General features: G+C 58.5%; 18 protein-coding genes and 2 pseudogenes. 13 read left to right on the top strand and 7 right to left on the bottom strand.

From position 1 onward, the window contains the following. Nucleotide 1 precedes the first annotated feature (1 nt). Nucleotides 2–1,351 (bottom strand): MFS transporter, encoded by a 1,350-nt coding sequence (locus MHH62_RS14810; protein WP_339231225.1) that lies wholly within the window; start codon nt 1,349–1,351, stop codon nt 2–4. Nucleotides 1,352–1,687: 336 nt separating this feature from the next. Between MHH62_RS14810 and MHH62_RS14805 the strand changes: the two genes are divergently transcribed. From MHH62_RS14805 to MHH62_RS14775, 7 genes and pseudogenes are all read left to right on the top strand, one after another. Further along, the gene (locus MHH62_RS14805) at nt 1,688–2,401 is read left to right on the top strand and encodes a FadR/GntR family transcriptional regulator (protein WP_014719204.1); all 714 of its coding nucleotides are present in this window, start codon (nt 1,688–1,690) and stop codon (nt 2,399–2,401) included. 10 nt (nt 2,402–2,411) lie between these two features. Next, nucleotides 2,412–3,107 (top strand): tRNA (adenine(22)-N(1))-methyltransferase TrmK, encoded by a 696-nt coding sequence (locus MHH62_RS14800; protein ID WP_032904114.1) that lies wholly within the window; start codon nt 2,412–2,414, stop codon nt 3,105–3,107. A 220-nt stretch (nt 3,108–3,327) separates the two neighbouring features. Continuing rightward, a complete protein-coding gene (locus MHH62_RS14795) occupies nt 3,328–3,954 on the top strand; it encodes a glutathione S-transferase (RefSeq protein WP_339231222.1) in 627 nt (208 codons plus the stop codon). 242 nt (nt 3,955–4,196) lie between these two features. Next, nucleotides 4,197–5,927: pseudogene (locus MHH62_RS14790) on the top strand (OPT family oligopeptide transporter). Nucleotides 5,928–6,037: 110 nt separating this feature from the next. Further along, nucleotides 6,038–6,778: a BPL-N domain-containing protein gene (locus MHH62_RS14785; RefSeq protein ID WP_014719200.1), complete on the top strand. Its 741-nt coding sequence runs from the start codon at nt 6,038–6,040 to the stop codon at nt 6,776–6,778. Between the two features lie 138 nt (nt 6,779–6,916). Continuing rightward, a complete protein-coding gene (locus tag MHH62_RS14780; RefSeq protein WP_019817557.1) occupies nt 6,917–8,323 on the top strand; it encodes an amino acid permease in 1,407 nt (468 codons plus the stop codon). Between the two features lie 22 nt (nt 8,324–8,345). After that, on the top strand, nt 8,346–9,431 hold the full coding sequence (locus MHH62_RS14775; protein WP_339231221.1) for a GlxA family transcriptional regulator: 1,086 nt from the start codon (nt 8,346–8,348) through the stop codon (nt 9,429–9,431). 72 nt (nt 9,432–9,503) lie between these two features. Here MHH62_RS14775 and MHH62_RS14770 read toward each other — a convergent pair whose 3' ends face one another. Next, entirely contained in the window at nt 9,504–9,872 is a 369-nt protein-coding gene (locus tag MHH62_RS14770) for a cupin domain-containing protein (protein ID WP_005789834.1), read from the bottom strand. Nucleotides 9,873–10,057: 185 nt separating this feature from the next. On the opposite strand from MHH62_RS14770, the gene MHH62_RS14765 reads away from it, so the two are divergent. After that, nucleotides 10,058–10,774 carry a class I SAM-dependent methyltransferase gene (locus MHH62_RS14765; protein ID WP_339231219.1) on the top strand — a complete coding sequence of 239 codons (717 nt, stop codon included), beginning with the start codon at nt 10,058–10,060 and terminating at the stop codon, nt 10,772–10,774. A gap of 25 nt (nt 10,775–10,799) precedes the next feature. Here MHH62_RS14765 and MHH62_RS14760 read toward each other — a convergent pair whose 3' ends face one another. From MHH62_RS14760 to MHH62_RS14750, 3 genes are all read right to left on the bottom strand, one after another. Beyond that, nucleotides 10,800–11,165 (bottom strand): hypothetical protein, encoded by a 366-nt coding sequence (locus MHH62_RS14760; protein WP_339231218.1) that lies wholly within the window; start codon nt 11,163–11,165, stop codon nt 10,800–10,802. 840 nt (nt 11,166–12,005) lie between these two features. After that, nucleotides 12,006–12,248 (bottom strand): hypothetical protein, encoded by a 243-nt coding sequence (locus MHH62_RS14755; RefSeq protein ID WP_057700787.1) that lies wholly within the window; start codon nt 12,246–12,248, stop codon nt 12,006–12,008. A gap of 28 nt (nt 12,249–12,276) precedes the next feature. Then, on the bottom strand, nt 12,277–12,816 hold the full coding sequence (locus MHH62_RS14750) for a GNAT family N-acetyltransferase (protein WP_336827479.1): 540 nt from the start codon (nt 12,814–12,816) through the stop codon (nt 12,277–12,279). Nucleotides 12,817–12,976: 160 nt separating this feature from the next. Between MHH62_RS14750 and MHH62_RS14745 the strand changes: the two genes are divergently transcribed. Beyond that, nucleotides 12,977–13,210 carry a hypothetical protein gene (locus MHH62_RS14745; protein WP_336827480.1) on the top strand — a complete coding sequence of 78 codons (234 nt, stop codon included), beginning with the start codon at nt 12,977–12,979 and terminating at the stop codon, nt 13,208–13,210. 6 nt (nt 13,211–13,216) lie between these two features. On the opposite strand, the gene MHH62_RS14740 is transcribed toward MHH62_RS14745, so the two are convergent. Further along, entirely contained in the window at nt 13,217–13,711 is a 495-nt protein-coding gene (locus tag MHH62_RS14740) for a GNAT family N-acetyltransferase (RefSeq protein WP_336827481.1), read from the bottom strand. Between the two features lie 118 nt (nt 13,712–13,829). On the opposite strand from MHH62_RS14740, the gene MHH62_RS14735 reads away from it, so the two are divergent. Continuing rightward, on the top strand, nt 13,830–14,345 hold the full coding sequence (locus tag MHH62_RS14735; RefSeq protein WP_336827482.1) for a GNAT family N-acetyltransferase: 516 nt from the start codon (nt 13,830–13,832) through the stop codon (nt 14,343–14,345). 120 nt (nt 14,346–14,465) lie between these two features. On the opposite strand, the pseudogene MHH62_RS14730 reads toward MHH62_RS14735, so the two are convergent. Next, nucleotides 14,466–14,567, bottom strand: a pseudogene (locus tag MHH62_RS14730) (VOC family protein); the annotation flags it as partial. A gap of 298 nt (nt 14,568–14,865) precedes the next feature. On the opposite strand from MHH62_RS14730, the gene MHH62_RS14725 reads away from it, so the two are divergent. The 3 genes from MHH62_RS14725 to MHH62_RS14715 all read left to right on the top strand — a co-directional run bounded on the left by MHH62_RS14725 (nt 14,866) and on the right by MHH62_RS14715 (nt 18,329). Then, the gene (locus tag MHH62_RS14725) at nt 14,866–15,759 is read left to right on the top strand and encodes a hypothetical protein (RefSeq protein WP_103452324.1); all 894 of its coding nucleotides are present in this window, start codon (nt 14,866–14,868) and stop codon (nt 15,757–15,759) included. A gap of 83 nt (nt 15,760–15,842) precedes the next feature. Continuing rightward, entirely contained in the window at nt 15,843–17,111 is a 1,269-nt protein-coding gene (locus tag MHH62_RS14720; protein WP_034136217.1) for a PAS domain-containing methyl-accepting chemotaxis protein, read from the top strand. 180 nt (nt 17,112–17,291) lie between these two features. Then, on the top strand, nt 17,292–18,329 hold the full coding sequence (locus MHH62_RS14715; protein ID WP_339231213.1) for a GGDEF domain-containing protein: 1,038 nt from the start codon (nt 17,292–17,294) through the stop codon (nt 18,327–18,329). The last annotated feature ends 29 nt before the right edge of the window (nt 18,330–18,358 follow it).

Genomic DNA, 18,358 nt, shown 5'->3' with positions numbered 1-18,358 from the left:
TTCAAAGAGGTTTGCTGATGGCGGCACCGTCGGGCACGGCCAACACGGCAGAGGGAGAGGTCTTGGCAAAGAACACCAGGATGGCCGCGAGCACCGAGGTGCAGGCCAGGCCATACAGCCCGCCCTGGATCGAGCCGGTGGTTTGTTCGAGAAAGCCGAAGGTAGTCGGCGCCACAAAACCGCCCAGGTTGCCAATGGAGTTGATCAGCGCGATCACCGCGGCGGCGATGCGCACATCCAGGTAGCCCTGGGGGATCGGCCAGAACAGCGACGACGCGGACTTGAACCCTATGGCGGCAAAACAGATCGCCACGAAAGCGAAGATCGGCCCGCCGGTGGTGGACATGAACATGCCGGCCGCCGCTATCAGCAGGGCCGCCGCGACCCAGGCTTGCTGGAACTTGAACTTGCCCGACAGCGACGCGAAGGCGTACATGGCAATGATCGAGATCAGCCAGGGGATCGAGTTGAAGAAACCCACCTGCACATCACTTAGGTCGCCCATTTTCTTGATGATGCTGGGCAGCCAGAAGGTGGCGGCGTAGATCGTCAATTGAATGCAGAAGTACAGAGCGCAGAACAGCAGGATCTGGCGGTCTTTGAGCAGCTTGCCGAGGGTGGGTTTCACCGTGGTCAGGGCTTCGCGATCACGTTGCTCCTGATCGATGGCGCCCACCAGCGCATCCTGCTCTTCGCGGCTCAGCCACTTGGCGTCGTGGGGTTTGGAGTCGAGCCAGAACCACACGAAGAAGCCCAGCGCCACCGAGGCCAGGCCCTCGATGCCGAACATCCATTGCCAGCCATGCAAACCAAAGCCTTCGATCTGCAACAACGCGCCCGACAACGGCCCGGAGATCAACGACGCCACCGCCGAGCCACTGAGGAAGATCGCGATGGCCTTGCCACGCTCCACGCCGGGCAACCAGCGCGTGAAGTAATAGATCACGCCCGGGAAGAATCCTGCTTCCGCCACACCCAGCAGGAAACGCAGGATGTAGAAGTGGGTTTCGTTCTGGATAAACGCCATCAGCGTGGCGACGATGCCCCAGGTGAACATGATGCGGGTCAGCCAGATACGCGCGCCGACTTTTTGCAGCAGCATGTTGGACGGCACTTCGAACAGCGCATAGCCAATGAAGAACAGCCCGGCGCCGAAGCCGTAGGCCGCTGCACCGATCCCCAGGTCATGCTCCATGTGCGTGCGCACGAAGCCGATATTGACCCGGTCGATGTAGTTGAGGATGAACATGACCACGAACAGTGGGAGCACATGCCGCTTCACTTTGCTCACGGCGCGGGCGAGCGCTGAATCACTTTCGGGTACGGCAGGTGCTGGGCTTGAATGCTTCACGAATGAAAACTCCCCCTGATTATTTTTATGCGGGCTTGGTGTTTTGTTGACAGACATCATACAAGTTGTTTTTTGAAGGCCGCAATCCTGTGAGGGCTGTTTTTGTTCTTATAAGCCGGTATTGAGATTGGCTATTTTGGTTATTTGCCAGGTTTTATTGGGTTTTGCCTCGCTGGTGACGGCTCGGGGTGTGCGCTTCTCTCAAAGCGAAGACAGGGTCGGGTGAGGTGGGATGAGTGCGTTGTCATACAAGTTGGGTGTTTTTCGCCACCACCCGTCGCCCCGTGCGCTCAGGGTGATAAGCTCCCCCCAGCCCAACCCCGTGGACCCGTCTCGATGCCGATTAAAAGCACACCGCCTGTGCGTAAACGTTCCGCCAACCTGGCCCAGGGTGTGGTCGAGGCACTGACCCAGCGCATCCAGTTGGGACAACTCAAGCCGGGTGAAAAACTGCCGTCCGAATCCACCATCGTGCTTGAGCATGGGGTGAGCCGTACCGTGGTGCGTGAGGCCTTGTCCAAGCTGCAGGCGTCGGGGCTGGTGGAGACGCGTCACGGCATCGGCACCTTTGTGCTGGAGCAGCACACGCAGCCGGGCCTGCGCTTGCATGTGGACACGGTCGCCAGCGTGCGCAACATGCTCGAATTGCGCCTGGGTCTGGAAGTGCAAGCGGTGGCGTTGGCCGCGCTGCGCAGGAGCGAGGCACAACTGGCCCACATGCGCCAGGCACTGGACGACTACCAAGCCTCCCTGGCCAACAACGACAGCTGTGTGGAGGAGGACAAGCGCTTTCACCAACTGATCGCCGAAGCCACCGGCAATACGTTTTTCACCGACATCATGCAGCACCTGGGCACGGCGATGATTCCGCGCACCCAGGTGAATGCCGTCGAGCGCGGCGGCGCGGACTTTGCCCAACTGGGGCAGTTGGCGAGCCTGGAACACGAGGCCATCTACAACGCTATCAAGCGCCAGGACCCGGACGCCGCACGGGCGGCCATGGTGCTGCACTTGACCAACAGCCGGGATCGATTTTCCGGGCACTCTTAAGGAATCACCGTTGAACGAACACACCTTGTCCCAGCGCCTGGAGCGCGTTGCCACGCACATACCGACGGGTGCCCGCCTGGCCGATATCGGCTCGGACCACGCCTACCTGCCGGTGGCCCTGATACACCGCGGCGCTATTGCGGCGGCCGTGGCGGGGGAAGTGGCCGCGACACCGTTTCAGGCGGCCAGCCGTACCGTGGCCGACAACGGCCTGAGGCAGCACATCACCGTGCGCCTGGCCGATGGTTTGGCGGCGATTCAAGCCGGCGATGACATTACCGCCATCAGCCTGTGCGGCATGGGCGGCGAGACGATCCGCGACATTCTCGACAGTGGCAAGGCGCACCTCAATGGCCGGGAACGCCTGATCCTGCAACCCAACGGCGGCGAGCAGCCCCTGCGCCTATGGTTGATGGACAACGGCTACCGGATCCTGCACGAGGAGCTGCTGCTGGAAAACCGCTTCTACTACGAAATCATCGTTGCCGAACGCGCCGAGGCGGTCACCTATACCGCCGAGCAACTGTACTTCGGCCCGCTGCAAATGCAGGCCCGCAGCCCGGCGTTTGTGGCGAAATGGCAACGGATGTTGCGCCAGAAGCGCAAGACATTGGCCAGCCTCGAACAGGCGCGGCAGGCGGTGCCCGAGCAGAAAGTGCAGGAGATCGTGCAGCAGGTGAAGTGGATCGATCAGTTGCTCGCCTGACCGCCACCGGTCCAGTGTGGGAGATGTGGAGCCTTAGCGAGGCTTCGAGCGGTGTATCAGGCAACATCCATGTCGTGAATGCCGCAGCCTTCGAAGCCTCGCTAAAGCTCGACATCTCCCACATTCGATCGTGCAGGCTGGTGCTGCCTGGCGACATTCGCGGCACTTCACCGCTACGCTGTAGTCTTCTCTTAAATCCCCCCCCCAAGGTGTTGCCTCGATGATCACTGTTCACCACCTCAACAATTCCCGCTCACAACGTATCCTGTGGGCGCTTGAAGAATTGGGCCTGCCCTACGACATCAAATGCTACCAGCGCGACGCCAAGACCAACCTGGCGCCGCCTGAACTCAAGGCCATTCACCCCCTGGGCAAATCCCCGGTGATCGAAGACGGCTCGCGTGTGCTGATCGAGTCCGCCGCGATCATCGACTACCTCATCCGTCGCCACGGCAGCGGCCAACTGCAACCCGACCCGGCCACCGATGCCTACGACAGCTATGTGCAATGGCTGCATTTTGCCGAAGGCTCGGCCATGCTGCCGCTGATGCTCAACCTCTACGTCGGACGCCTGGGTGACGCAGGTGCGCCGCTGCATCCGCGGATTGAATCGGAGCTGGCCAACTACCTGGGCTACCTGAATGATGTGCTGGGCCACACGCCGTACCTGGTGGGCGACGCACTCAGCGGCGCGGATATCCAGATGAGCTTTATCGGCGAAGTCGCCCAGGCCCAGGGCAAATTGCAGGCCTACCCGAACCTCGCGGCGTGGCTGCAAAAGCTCCAGGCGCGGCCGGCTTATCGCAAGGCGGTGGAGCGGGGTGGGGAATACGCGTTCGCCAAATAGCCAGAAGCCATGTTGGAGGAGGCTTGCCCTAATGCCAGTCAGTTAAGCGCAGATCTCCTGTGGGAGCGGGCTTGCTCGCGAAAGCGGTGGGTCAGTCAGCCTCGATGTTTGCTGGGCCGACGCCTTCGCGAGCAAGCCCGCTCCCACATTTACAGCCTTAGACCCAGGTTCAACAGGTGAACCTTCGAATCTCCCTGCGCTCACTTGAAACGTGGCACTGGCTTTTCTCGAAAGGAATCTGCATGCACTCCACCTCGTCAATCGCGCCCGTAGAGCGCGAACTGAGCCTGCGGGCAGTCATCACCGGGATCGTGCTGGGCATCCTGCTGACCCCTTCCAATGTGTACGCAGGCTTGAAGATCGGCTGGTCGTTCAATATGTCGATCATCGCCTTGCTGATCGGTTATGGCCTCTGGCAAGGCCTGGCCCAGCGTTCCGCTGAACACCTGCCGTGGACCCTGCACGAGAGCAATATCAACCAGACCGTGGCCTCGGCTGCGGCATCGATCATCTCCGGTGGGCTGGTGGCGCCCATCCCGGCCTATACCTTGCTCACAGGCAACCAACTGGCCGCGCTGCCGATGATCGCCTGGGTGTTTTCGGTGAGCTTCCTGGGGATCTGGATCGCGTGGTACCTGCGGCCTTCATTGCTCAATGACAAGGCGCTGAAATTTCCCGAAGGCATGGCCACCCTGGAAACCCTGCTGCACATCTACAACCATGGCCGCGAAGCCGCCACGCGCTTGAAAGTACTGCTCGGCGCAGCGTTGTTGTCCGGGCTGGTCAAGTGGGTGGATACCTTTATATGGGCCTTCCCGCGCTAGTCGCCGAACGCCCAGTTGGAGCGCCTGACCTTCACCGCCGACCCCTCTCTGCTGTTGCTGGGGTTCGGCGGCATCATCGGCATTCGCGTAGGCCTGACCCTGTTGCTCGGCGCCTTGCTGGCATGGGGCGGGCTGGGGCCGTGGCTGTTGGCCGATGGCTTGGTGAGCCTGCCCGCCGACAGCAGCGGCCCGCAATTTGCCGCGCTGGTGGAATGGCTGCTGTGGCCCGGCGTGAGCCTGATGGTGTGTTCCACCCTGGCGTCCCTGGCGATTCGCCTGTGGGCGTTGCATCGCTCAACCCGAGCGGCTGGCGGCACGCCCTGGGCGGTTCCCAAGCCTGGGCCTGCCGTGGGGTTTGCCTTGGCGATTGCGTTGGTGGTGAGCCTGCAAGCGCTGTTGTTCGGTATCAACCTTGGGATGGCGCTGCTGACCATTCCCCTGGCGATCTGCCTGGCCGCCGTCGCGGCGCGGGTGGTGGGGGCTACCGGTATTCCGCCGATTGGCGCCATCGGGCAACTGTCCCAGCTGAGCTTTGGTATCGCTGCGCCCGGCCAGGTACCGATCAACCTGATGAGCGCCAACACCGCTGGCGGTTCGGCGGGGCAGTGCACGGACCTGATGAATGACTTCAAGGTGGGCAAGGCGATTGGCGCGACGCCGCACAAACAGGTTATCGCCCAGATTCTTGGGATTTTTGTCGGCAGCGTCGTCGGCGTATTCGCGTACCTGGCGTTGATCCCCGACCCGCAAACCATGCTGCTCACCGAACAATGGCCAGCCCCGGCCGTCGCCACCTGGAAAGCCGTGGCCCAAACCCTGACCCACGGTTTGGATTCACTGTCCCCCAGCATCCGCTGGGCCATCGGCATTGCAAGCTTGTTCGGCGTGCTGCTGGGCATACTCGACAGCACATTACCCACCCATCGCGCCCGCTACCTGCCGAGTGCGGCAGCCTTGGGACTGGCGTTTGTCTTGCCTGCGTCGGTGTCGCTGATAATGGCCCTTGGCGCGATCATGACCTGGGCCGTGAGCTGTCGCTGGCCAAGTGTGACGCAGCGCTTTGCGATCACGGCAGCGGCGGGGCTGATCGCCGGTGAGAGCATTACCGGCGTAGGCGCGTCGTTATGGCAGATGCTGGGAAGTGGATGAGTGGCCCCCGTGGATTTACAACTCTTCACGAATTCAAAAGGCTCATCGTTATAGGCTTGGCGCTGCGACCACTGGATCAAACCCATTCAACTGACCGTTGAGCCGAGCCCATGAAACTGCCTGCCCTCGCTGCCACGTTTCTCGCCGTTGCGACGCTGCACCCTTTACCCGTACACGGCGCAGGCCCCATTACCCATGTCGCCATCTACCGAGGCCCGGCAGGCTGCCCGGACTGCTCGGAAAACGTGAAAACCGCCTTGCAGCGTCTCAACCCGAATTACCAGATCGACTTCGTGGGTGCCGACGAACCCATCGACATCACCCCACACACCCTGGCCCGCTACGACCTTTATGTACAACCCGGCGGCGGCCAGGACATCCCCGGCGCCCTCGACAGTCTCGGTGATGAGCGTGCCGAGGCTATCCGCGACTATGTTGCCAAGGGTGGCCGTTACCTGGGCCTGTGCATGGGCGCCTACCTGGCGGACGACAACAATCTCGGGCTGATCCCCCAGGCGCTGGACACCGAAGCCGGCCGCCCCGGTTTTGAAGTGACCGGTATCGACGACGCTGCTGTGCGGGTGACGTGGGACGGCCAGGCTGATCATGTGTTCTATCAGGACGGCCCGTACTTTCCCAAGGCCAGTGCCGCCGCGCCCTACAGGACCCTCGCCACTTACCGCAATGGCGATGTGGCAGCGGCGCGCTATGCCTACCAGAAAGGCGTTGTGGTGCTGAGCGGGCCGCATCCGGAAGCCGGCCAGGAGTGGTTCGAGAATGCCGGTATCCCACTGGACAAGATGCCGCGTGGGGAGCTGTTTGGCTCGCTCATACGCAGCGTTCAAGAGTAAGGCGTGACGCTCGGTAAACCCGTGCACCGCCATGACCAATGTCGATATCAGACTCGATGATGGCGTAACCAGGCTACTTGTACCGGGCCCCGCGCACTTAAGGTGAGGGTCATTGGCCGCCTGAGCACAACAAAAACAATGATTAGCCCGACTCCCAACGATTCTAACGGTCAGCTGGCGCAAGGCTTCAAGCCCCGCCACGTGACTATGTTGTCCATCGCCGGCATCATCGGCGCGGGGTTGTTTGTCGGCTCCGGACATGCTATCGCCGCAGCAGGGCCAGCGGTGTTGCTGGCTTACCTGTTCTCCGGCCTGCTGGTGGTGCTGGTCATGCGCATGCTGGGGGAAATGGCGGTGGCACGCCCGGACACCGGCTCGTTTTCCACCTACGCCGACCAGGCCATCGGCCCGTGGGCGGGGTTTACCATCGGCTGGTTGTATTGGTGGTTCTGGGTGCTGGTTATTCCCATCGAAGCGTTGGCCGCCGGGCATGTGCTCAATCAGTGGTTCCCTCAGGTTGATGCGTGGCTGTTTGCGTTGATCTCAATCGTGTTGCTGGTGATCACCAATCTGTTCAGCGTGGCCAAATACGGCGAATTCGAATTCTGGTTCGCCATGGCCAAGGTGATCGCCATCGTCGGCTTTATCGGCCTGGGCTTCAGCGTACTCATGGGCTGGATCCCGGATCGCGAAGCCAGCGGCTTGAGCCGCTTGATGGAAGAGCATGGCGGGTTTGCTCCCAACGGCCTGTCGGCGGTGGTGGGCGCGTTCATTACCATCATGTTCAGTTTCATCGGCACCGAAGCGGTGACCATCGCCGCCGCGGAATCGAGCAACCCGGCGCAGAACATCGCCAAGGCCACGCGCTCGGTGATCTGGCGCATCGGCGTGTTCTACCTGTTGTCGATCTCCGTCGTGATTTCCGTGGTGCCCTGGAACGATCCGCTGTTGGCCTCCGTGGGTTCCTATCAGCGTGCACTGGAAATTATGAACATCCCCAACGCCAAGTTCATGGTCGATGTGGTGGTGTTGATCGCGGTAGCCAGTTGCATGAACTCCTCAATCTACATTTCCTCGCGCATGTTGTTTTCCCTGGGCAAACGCGGCGATGCGCCACCGGCACTTAAAATCACCTCGAAGGCGGGCGTGCCTCGGGCGGCGGTGATCGCCAGCACCATCATCGGTGCGGGCGTTACGTTGCTGAGCTACTTCATGCCGGCCGGTCTGTTCCAGTTCCTGCTCGCCAGCTCCGGCGCCATCGCGTTGTTGGTGTACCTGGTGATCGCTATCTCGCAACTGCGTATGCGTCGCTTGCTGCTTCGGCAGAACGTCGAGTTGACCTTTCGCATGTGGCTGTTTCCCTGGCTGACTTACCTGGTGATCGTGTTCATCTGCCTGGCCCTGGGGGTGATGATGGTGACGCCGGAACACCGCACCGAAGTGTCCTCGACCATTGGCCTGGCGTTGGTGATTTCCTTTATCGGCCTGGTCACGTCGCGCCAGCACAACCGGGCACCCAAGCCGGTGGCGCTGGAACAGTCCTGATCACGCCCGTGGGGTAGCGGTGATGGAAACCGAGGCACCTGTTTGCCAGACCATCGGCTTTTTGCTGCTGGACCAATTCACGCTGATATCGCTGTCGTGTGCGGTCGAGCCGCTGCGCATGGCCAACCAATTGGCGGGCGAAGAGCTCTACCGTTGGCAAACCCTGAGCCTGGACGGCCAGCCGGTGTGGGCCAGCGATGGCGTGTCGGTGACCCCGGATGCGTGCGCGCAGGACCAGCGCGGTTTTGATGCGGTGATCGTGTGCGGCGGCGTCGGCATTCAACAGGCTATCAGCCCTGCGCTCATCGCTTGGTTGCGCAGCCAGGCGCGCCTGTACTGCAAACGTCTCGGCGCGGTATGCACCGGCAGTTGGGCGCTGGCCCAGGCGGGTTTGCTCGATGGCTTCCAGTGCAGCGTGCATTGGGAGCTGATGGCGTCGATGCAGGAGGCGTTCACCCGCGTCAAGGTCAGCTCCAGCGTGTTCACCCTCGATGGCAACCGCTTCACCAGCTCCGGCGGCACTGCACCGCTGGACATGATGCTGCACCTGATCGGCCGCGATCACGGGCACACGCTGTCGGCGGCGATTTCCCAGATGTTCGTGTACGAGCGCATTCGCAACGAGTGCGACCACCAACGCGTGCCGCTCAAGCACCTGCTGGGCACGCAACAGCCCAAGCTGCAAGAAGTGGTCGCCCTGATGGAAGCCAACCTGGAAGAACCCATCGACCTCGACGAACTGGCCGCCTACGTGCACGTGTCCCGCCGCCAGTTGGAGCGTATGTTCCAGAAGCACCTGTACTGCACGCCATCGCGCTATTACCTCAAGCTGCGCCTGACCCGAGCCCGCCAGTTGCTGATGCAGACGCCCATTTCGATTGTCGAACTGGCGGTGATTTGCGGCTTTGTCTCCACGCCGCATTTTTCCAAGTGCTACCGGGATTTCTTCGGCGTGGCGCCCAGCGATGAGCGCTCGGACATGCGCCTGCATCCGCCGCCTGCGTTACGGCCAGAGGGGCAATCCCTGGCCCCGCAACAGCCCAGAAATACACTGGAGCAGGCGCGCGACGAGCCGACGTTTGCTACGGTGCAGATTCAAAGGCGATAGGGCTTGGGGCTTGCCCGAATGCCAGTAGGAGCGAGCAAGCCCGCTCCTACAAAAGGCAATAAGCCTCAGCGCTCAAATCCACTGGTCATTCAACGCGGTACGCTCACCGCCTTCATGCCCGGTATTCAAAATGCCCCTTGGCTCGATCATCATCAGCCTGGCTTCACCTTCGGCGGCGGTCCTGTGCTCAATGCCACGCGGCACCACATACAACTCACCCGGCTTCACATACACCGGGCCATCCGGCAGGTCGATACGCAACGTGCCTTCAAGCACCAGGAACGCTTCATCGGTTTCGGGGTGCGAATGCCAAATGAATTCACCCTCGATACGCACGACCTTGAACTGGTAGTCGTTCATTTCGGCGACCACTCTTGGGCTCCATTGCTGGTCGATGAGCGAGGCTTTTTGAGCAAGGTTTACAGGCTGTGCTTGAGTCATGCGGGATCTTCCTGTCGATGAGAAGGCCAGACTATCCAAGCAAGCGGTCAGCAGGCTTGTACGATCCTGCAACCTCTCCACTCGTACGCTCCCGCATTCCCTACGGGAATGCAGCACATAAAATTAATGCATTTTTCTTACTGCCACGGTTAACGTAATTTGCGTCAAGGCCACGGAGAACCGCCTTGAACTCATCCTCATCCAATCCTGCTGACAAATTCGATACCTCAAGAGCCAACGAGTACGCACGACAAAGCCGTATCGCGTTGGCGGGCTATGACGCGTGCCAGGATCTGGCAGCCTGCATGCTCGCGGCAAGCCTTGGTGATGCCCCTTCGGCCAAGGTACTTGTGGTCGGCGCCGGCGGTACGGCGCAGGAGATCATCGCCATGGCCAGCCTTGAACCGGAATGGCGCTTCATGGCGGTTGATCCCTCCCAGCCGATGCTCGACGCGGCAAGGCAGCAGTTGGAAGCCAACCACTTGCTTGATAGAACCACCCTGCATCTCGGGACGCTTGAAGACCTGGCAGCAGACGCATCATACGACGCCGCCACCTTGATCGGTGTGCTCCACCATCTGGAGGGTGACGACGCCAAGGCCCGAATGCTGCGATCGATTCGGGCGCACCTGAAACCGGGGGCACCGCTGATCGTCGCGGGCAATCATTACGCGTATGCCAGCCACCCGTTGCTGCTGGCGGCGTGGGGCCAACGCTGGCGTCAGCATGGCGCCACCCCGGACGAAGTGAAGGCCAAGCTCGGCAAAATCCTTCAAGGCGCCGACCCGCCACATTCCGAGGCCGCAGTGCAGAAGCTGTTGCACGACGCTGGCTTCGGCGACGCGACCCGTTTCTTCAGCAGCCTGTTCTGGGGGGCTTGGCTGACGTGTAAGGTGCAATAGCGAAGTCAGCAACCCGTGGCACGATTCAGATCGCCCGGAGAGTAGCCAACCGCCGACGCCAATCGCCGGCATGCCGAAGGTGGCATTCCTCTTCGGAATCGAAACTGACGCAGCGGGCGCTGTTCGGGACGTGCACGTCAGCGTCATCCAGCGCGGCGGTAGTCAGCTCGCGCATACGGGCGTCCGCGCCGGTCGCGAGGGCGTGAGCCTTGCTCGCAACGCTGTCGAACACCCAGATCACCCGCAGGCTTTGGGGGAAGGCGCGGTAGTCGACGGTGTGGGTCAACCAGTCGAAGCCCGGGATTTCGGCCTTTGCGATCTCGCAGGCGTCGGTCAGGGCTGCGATGAGGCGGCGTTCGATACGGGCGTGGTCGCGTGAGGCCGGCGGCATAAAAAGGAGGTCCGTGAATCCTGGGAGTGGGTTGGGGCTTCAGCCGATAGGCTGATCAGAGCATAGGTATTTACACAACTTCGGCACGACGCTAAATCTGTGGCGAGGGAGCTTGCTCCCGTGACGGCCTGACAGCCGGCGCATATCCATCTGACGCTCCGAAATCCAAATGTGGGAGCTGGCTTGTCGGGTCGCCGCATCGCTGCGAAGACGGCCTGCCAGCCGACGCCGATCTACCTGACCCCCCACGATCCAACTGTGGGAGCTGGCTTGCCTGCGATGACGGCCTGCCAGCCCACGCCAATCTACCTGACACTCAGCGATCCAACTGTGGGAGCTGGCTTGCCTGCGATGGCGGCCTGCCAGCCGACGCCAATCTACCTGACACCCCGCAATCAAACTGTGGGAGCGGGCTTGCTCGCGAAGGCGGCCTTATAGGCGACACAGCTGTACCGAGTACATATCCATTCCTGCGGTAACGGCCACTTAGGGTTCCGCCCTGACGGCGGCTCACTTTCGAAAAGCCGGAATGCCGGCCCAGGCGAAAGTAAGCAAAGCGCTCTTGCCCCACCACTCGGCACCTCGCCTAGGCTCGGTGTGCCCGAACACAGTCTTGAATCCGTGGGCCGCCGCCACGCGCCATCCATGGCGCGGGGCGGCTAACCCGGCGTCCTGCCGGGTTACCCACGAATTCAAGCCTGCGTTCGGCCAGCGTGGTTTAACGGGGCGCCTGAGATCAAGATCAAAAGTAGATCAAGATCAACAGCGGCTCGCTTCGCATCGTGGTTACCGTTGAGCGCTACAGAGTTGTGTAGATACCTATGCTGATCAGAGCGGGCGCTATTGAAGCGAGGGACGCAAGCGTTGCCACTCATTCCAGCAATCCTCGGCAACGATATCCGGGTAACCCCGTTCTTGTTCCATCGCCAACGCGGTGGAGAAGGTTACCGCAATGCAAGTGGCCTGGTCGCGGATATTGCACACTTCGACTTCGCTGAGAGGTGCGCCTTTTTTCGATTCGGCGGCGGTCAGCACGGCGGCCAGGGCGGGTACGAAAACCAGGCAGAGGGGCTCGGTAGACATCAGCTTTTTCCTGAGTGGGGTGGGGCGCTTATTGTTCAGGGTTGATCAACGATCTCAACGTATGGTCCTCCCAAACGCCAGCGATTTTTAGATAGGCTCGCGCATGTCCCTCCTTCTCAAACCCCAGCGACTCCAGAAGGCGTTCACTCCGCACATTGCGGGGCAAATGATTGGCCATGATCCGGTGAAGACCCAACTGCTCAAAACAGTGTCGGTTAGTGACCTGAAGCGTTTTATTCATCAAACCGCGACCTTGGGCAGATTCCGCCAACGAAAAGCCGAGATGACAGGCCTGAAAAACGCCCCTCACAATGTTCGTGTAGTTACACCGCGCTAGAACCTCTCCGCTTTCGGCAAGCAAGAGGAAACACAGAGCGTTGTCAGCGTGCATATTGTTGACCTGCTGCTCGACCCTGGCATTGGCGTTGCCCGTGGTGAAATATTCCTCGTCCCTGAGCGGCTCCCAGGGTTGCAGATGCTTGCGATTGACGCGTTCGTAACGGCTGATCCGCTCGAAATCGTCACATGCCAATTGCCGAAGGCAGTAGCCCTCAACGCAATACTCCATAAACCCCTCCAGATTTATCAATGGCCCCATCTCACTGCGTAGCCGCAAAGAATAGCGCCGCTGCGCGTAAAGCGACCCCTTTCATGGCAAAGAGGTCTACCATGCCAGCCCCGGCAGTGGTTTTACTCGCTCCCGAACTCCATTTTTCAAGGTAGCGATAATGTCCATCGACCAGATCTCCCTCCCCAAAGGCGTCGGCCCCCACGCCGCCAAGCTGCTTGACGCCATTACTGGCGCCTCCACCCATGAAGAACTCAACCGTGCTGGCGGTAAAGCCGAGGGTTTTGTGCTGGGGCTGGAGGCCACCAAGGCGATCAAAAGCCAGATTGCAGAGTCGCTGTATGTGGCGTATGACGACGCGGCGAGCAATCGGGCGTGTGAACTGAAGGGCTAGTGCACGTCAGCCCATGGTTCCGGAATGAGCGCCAATCGCCGGACTAGGCTGACGAACATAATAATTGTCGAACTCACTGCTTTCGATGAACTGGAAGCCATGGCGGGTATAAAAGCGATTCGAAGCGCTTTCTTTGAGAGCCCCTACTTTGATAGGCAGCGCAGCCGCATCCGCCTCTTTGAAAATATGAGAGAGAACTGCAGACCCTACCCCTGAACCTTGCGCGCTCGGCCTTACATACAAGTGGTCGAGCAAGAGTTCATTGGGGTGATGTTTGACCACTACGAAACCCACCCTCTCTCCAGACGCCTCGATATAGCGTGTGTCGCGAGCTTCAAAGCCGCCAACAAACCGCTCCCGCGCACGGGCTGGATCAAATCGCCCAACACGCTCCAGACTTTCGCGCATGGCCTCGATTCGAATGGCTACCAGATTATCCAAGTCGCTTTGTTGAACCGGGACCAAAATGATGGGGGAATTTTGATTGGGTGCGACGGGCATATTGGGTGCTCTAGCTACCATCCTGGGGGCTCAGTATAGAGAGCCTGATACTGATGAAGCGACCCGCATGGTATGTTCACGGCATACATGGAGTAACGGCCCCAGGAAGGAAATGGCCATGCCAGTGGACACCCACCCAATCCGCATTCTCTCGCAACGCCTTAGCATTGAGCCCTTCTGTGAGCAGGACGCTGTTGAGTCCTTCCCTTGTATCACGCCGACTCTGACTCGCTACATGTCCTGGGAACCGCCTGCCTCGCTGGAAGAGTACGCGCAAGTCTGGGGGCGGTGGCTGCCTGCGATAGCGGATGGCAGCGACATTGTGTTCACGGTCAGGGAGCGGGTAGGTGCTCGTTTTACCGGCTTGGTCGGGCTGCACCATACCGGCAGTGAAACACCGGAGTTGGGGATCTGGATCCGTGAAGATAAACATGGGTTGGGCTTTGGGGGGGAAGCGGTGCGGGCGGTTGTTCAATGGGCTAGCCAGTGGGTGGCAGCAAAGCACTTCATTTACCCTGTTGCGATGCAGAACCGTGCGAGTCGACGTATTGCTGAAGCTCTGGGGGGAGTCGTCATCGAAAGGCGGACGGCGGAAAAATATGATTCGGTTGTGTATCAGATACCGGGGGGTTAGCTCTGGGCATCGGGTTTGCGATTGCTGGCCTGCACGAACGGCAGAAATCGGCCATTAGCGGACGTTGAACTACGTCCGCTGAACCCCAAACCTGAATATCGGCTTGGCTCAGATTCAAATTCAGATTGAGCAAATCCGCCTCTCACCCAACCGCTCTACCAACCTGATGAGATAACCGTCGGGATCCTGGACGATGAATTCGCGCTGGCCCACTCCAAGATGGGTTAGATGCACCAACTATAGTTCGGTGCCACGAGGGGATCGTGGCGAGCATCATGATGCAAGGGCGGGAATTATAGTGACGCGTTGATGGCTGCTATTGGTCGAAGAGATTCTTGCACGCAGCTCACCTTTAGGCCGGTGGGCATCGATCAGACACGCTCGGGTGAGCTGCGATCGAAGCGCGTCAGGTCATAAAACATTTTTGGGGTGAACCTGCCAGCGGTTCGAATACGCATATACTGTGCGTAGTGCGAATGGTAGCAGTTTGATATTGCCGGCTAAAGGTTGTGTAACTTCGATGAACAAGACTGATCTGCTTGAGTATTTGAAAGAGACCAGTTCGGAAATGACCCGAGCCAATATAGATGAAGCTGTTCTGCTGCATTTCGATTTGGTCATGGAAAGCTATCGAGAAAAGCCTTCGTTTTATAAAAATTTGTTGAAATATGACCGATTCATGGTTGCCCTGTCTTTATTGAGCTTCAGCTACAAAGACGAGAAAGTTCCTTTATCCAGAGTAAAGGCATTCTGCTACGAACGTGGCTATATGTCTCGAAATAGCCTGGATTCTTATTGTTCATTTTTGTCCCTTGCCGGATATCTGGATGTTCGGTTACATGTGCAGGACGGGCGTCAACGTAGTTTCCGACCTACGGAAAAAGCGCTAAGCAATACCGTGCAGCTAATCAAATCTTATTTGCTGCCTTCGCAGATGATCTCTCCATACGACAGTGGGTTATCGGTTGTGGGGAAGAATGTTGATCTATTGCGCGTATTTTTTCGAGGGTTTGCCAAGATACTTGAAGGGGACTTCCTGCTCGACAAGCTGTTGCCTGAAGCGAAATGGATTCTCAATCGGGACGGCGGTCATCTGCCGATGCTCGCACTCTATGCCGATGCCCTGCGCACCGGCTCGTTAGAGACCGGCTACAACGTATCCTCTTACGTGGAGCTTTCATCGCGTCTGGGCGTGTCCAAAACACACATGCAGCGCATGATCAAAGAAGGCCAGTTACAGGGCTATTTCAAATGCGACAAACGTTTGGTGGGGTTGAGTCCGGCCTTTCTCGAATTGATGCGGCGGGCCATGTCAATCTACTTTGCAATTGCCCGTGTCAGCATGGAGTTGGGAGTTGATGAGAGCGAAGTAGGAAACGAGCCTGGCGGTATTCGCTGTGTGTGTGAACGTTAGCGCGAGTTCGCTTGTTATTTTGGGGAGCGATTTCATCACTAAGCAATGTCCTTTTTGTTGTAATTTTTATGCCGGAGTTCAGCGTGTTTAATCGCCAGTTGAAGAATGCTCTTTTTACCTGCCAAGAGCAATTGTGCCTGGCGCTCGGGACAGTCGCCGACGTCGAAGCGGTGTTTCTTTCAGTTCGTGTCGATGGAGCTGGCCGGATTATCTCGGCCAACCAGCGGTTTGCGCAAACGCTGGGATACTCGCTGGAACAGCTTTCAAAAATGGTAATGAGTAACATCAACGCGCAACCGCAGAATGATTTTGCACCCAACCTGTGCGCCATCGAACGGCAACGCTATCGTGCCTCCGACGGCCGTGCTGTGACACTCAATATAGGCTGGATCGCTGCAGCGAACCGGACGTTTCAAGGCTACGGCATGGTTGCACCTGCGCTGGCGCGGGACGAACAGGAGATTATCGAAATGTTCAGCGCACTGAACCGCTCGATGGCGATGATCCAGTTCAGTCTCGCGGGTGAGGTCGTCTACGCCAACGAATCGTTCGTCCAAGCGATGGGTTACAGCCTTGCGGAGATACAGGGCAAGCATCACCGTCTGTTCTGCCTGGCGGAGGACGTGGCGTCGGCGCATTACGACGAATTCTGGAGGAGTCTGAACAAGGGCGTGTTTAACGCTGGTCGCTTTCGCCGGGTAGATAAAAGCGGAAAAGTGGTTTGGCTGGAGGCCACTTACAATCCCATCAGAGACGCTTCCGGTCGGGTTTATAAAATTGCCAAATTCGCCAGCGTAGTGACCGAGCAAGTTGAAAAAGCCGACGGAATCAAACAAGCAGCGACCATGGCTTACGACGTGTCGCTAGATACCGATGTGAAAGCTAACCGAGGGATGGAACTGGTCGCCGACTCCGTGCTCGGCACACAGAATATTTCCCAACAGATGGCCTTGGTGACCGACAGCATGACCGCGCTTGAATCGCAGTCGCAGTTGATCGCTTCCATCGTCGACACGATCGGCGCCATTGCCACCCAGACCAATCTCTTGGCGCTTAACGCCGCTATCGAAGCTGCACGCGCTGGAGTGCATGGACGAGGATTCGCTGTCGTGGCGGATGAAGTGCGCAAGCTCGCCGGCCGTACCAGTGCGGCCACCCAGGAGATTAACGGTGTGGTCAGGCAAAATCGAGAATTGGCCGGCGAAGCCGCGTTGCATGTCCAGTGCAGCAGAGACCAAGCCAACGTTTTATTGGAACTGTCCGAACAGGCAGGTATGGCGATGGCAGCTATCCAGTCAGGCGCAAAGCAAGTAGTGAAAGCCATTGGTAGAGTCACCAGCGATCTGCATTGAACGCTTTATCTGCGTCGCGGTAACGCCTCCTCCTTTGGTGAAAGCAATATGGAAGTTTTTGCGTACGGTTTTTCCGATTGATAACAGGAATTTGGATGCCAAAGCACACTTAATTCATTGATTAGGTATTGCCCAGACGTTGACATCACATTCAGGCCGTTTCGGAAAAGGAGTTTAGGGATGCCGGCGAATTTCAAAATCAGACCAAGAATGCGAACACTGCTGTCACCAGCGGTAACCAAGATTGAAATGGCGGGAATTGTTTCCTGGCTTTGTGTGTTGCTGATTGAGCCTGCGACAACGTTAAATCTGTTAAATATGTTGGTTACAGCATCGTTGTTGATTATATGGTACGTTCATCGCGTAGTTGCTGATTTTCGCATATGGAGAATGCTCGGCGGCGTGTATATATTGATTTTATCACTCGGCTTTGCGCATGTGATTGACACCAATGTGCAGCTGCGCGTCTTTACGCTGCCCCTAGCTGTGATCATCGTGGTAAGCAGTGCTATCTTATTCGTCACGGTTCAGGACTATCTTCTCTCTACATTGCTGGTCTGGATACTGATGTGGCCCAATTTGGACGTTGGCTTTTACCGGGAACTGGAAGTTTATCTGGTCATTTTTTGCGTTGCTTCCATGTCCATAGGGTTTACTCTCAGCTTTACCTATCTAAGAAACATGCGCTCAGTGTTGTTGGTCGAAAGTGAATTCAGGACATTGGCGGAGACAGATTTTCTCACCTCCTTACTTAATCGACGGGCCTTTATGGGGTTCTTCCAAAATGCATTGGCAGAAGGCCGCAGCGGCTACTTTATAATGTTAGACATTGACGAATTTAAATTAAAAAACGATCAGTACGGTCACGATGTCGGTGACAAGATTTTGTGTGCCATGGCCGCGTGCCTGAAATCCACCCCTGGCAGCCACAGTGTCGGGCGGATTGGAGGTGAGGAATTCGGTGTCTTGTTGTTGGGCGAAGATGATGCGGTTGCTCATGAGTACGCATTGCGCCTGCTGGGCAACATCCGTTGCAGTGTATTGCCTCCGCATCAGTTCACTTGCAGCGCGGGCGTCGCGCAGTTCCGAGCGACATCGGACATGTCCGCAGTGCTCAAATGCGCCGACAGCAATATGTATAAAGCGAAGCATGATGGTAAGGATCGGGTGTTTCAGGATGGAAGGCAGGTCAAACCGCTACGTCCTGTAACTACGTAATTAAGGTTTGACTGGAGGACGTCTGTGAA

It is taken from the genome of Pseudomonas sp. FSL L8-0168 (assembly GCF_037976155.1).
Taxonomy (GTDB): Bacteria; Pseudomonadota; Gammaproteobacteria; order Pseudomonadales; family Pseudomonadaceae; genus Aquipseudomonas; species Aquipseudomonas paracarnis.
Note: the sequence above shows the minus strand (reverse complement) of the source record. Positions and strands in the feature narration are given on the sequence as shown.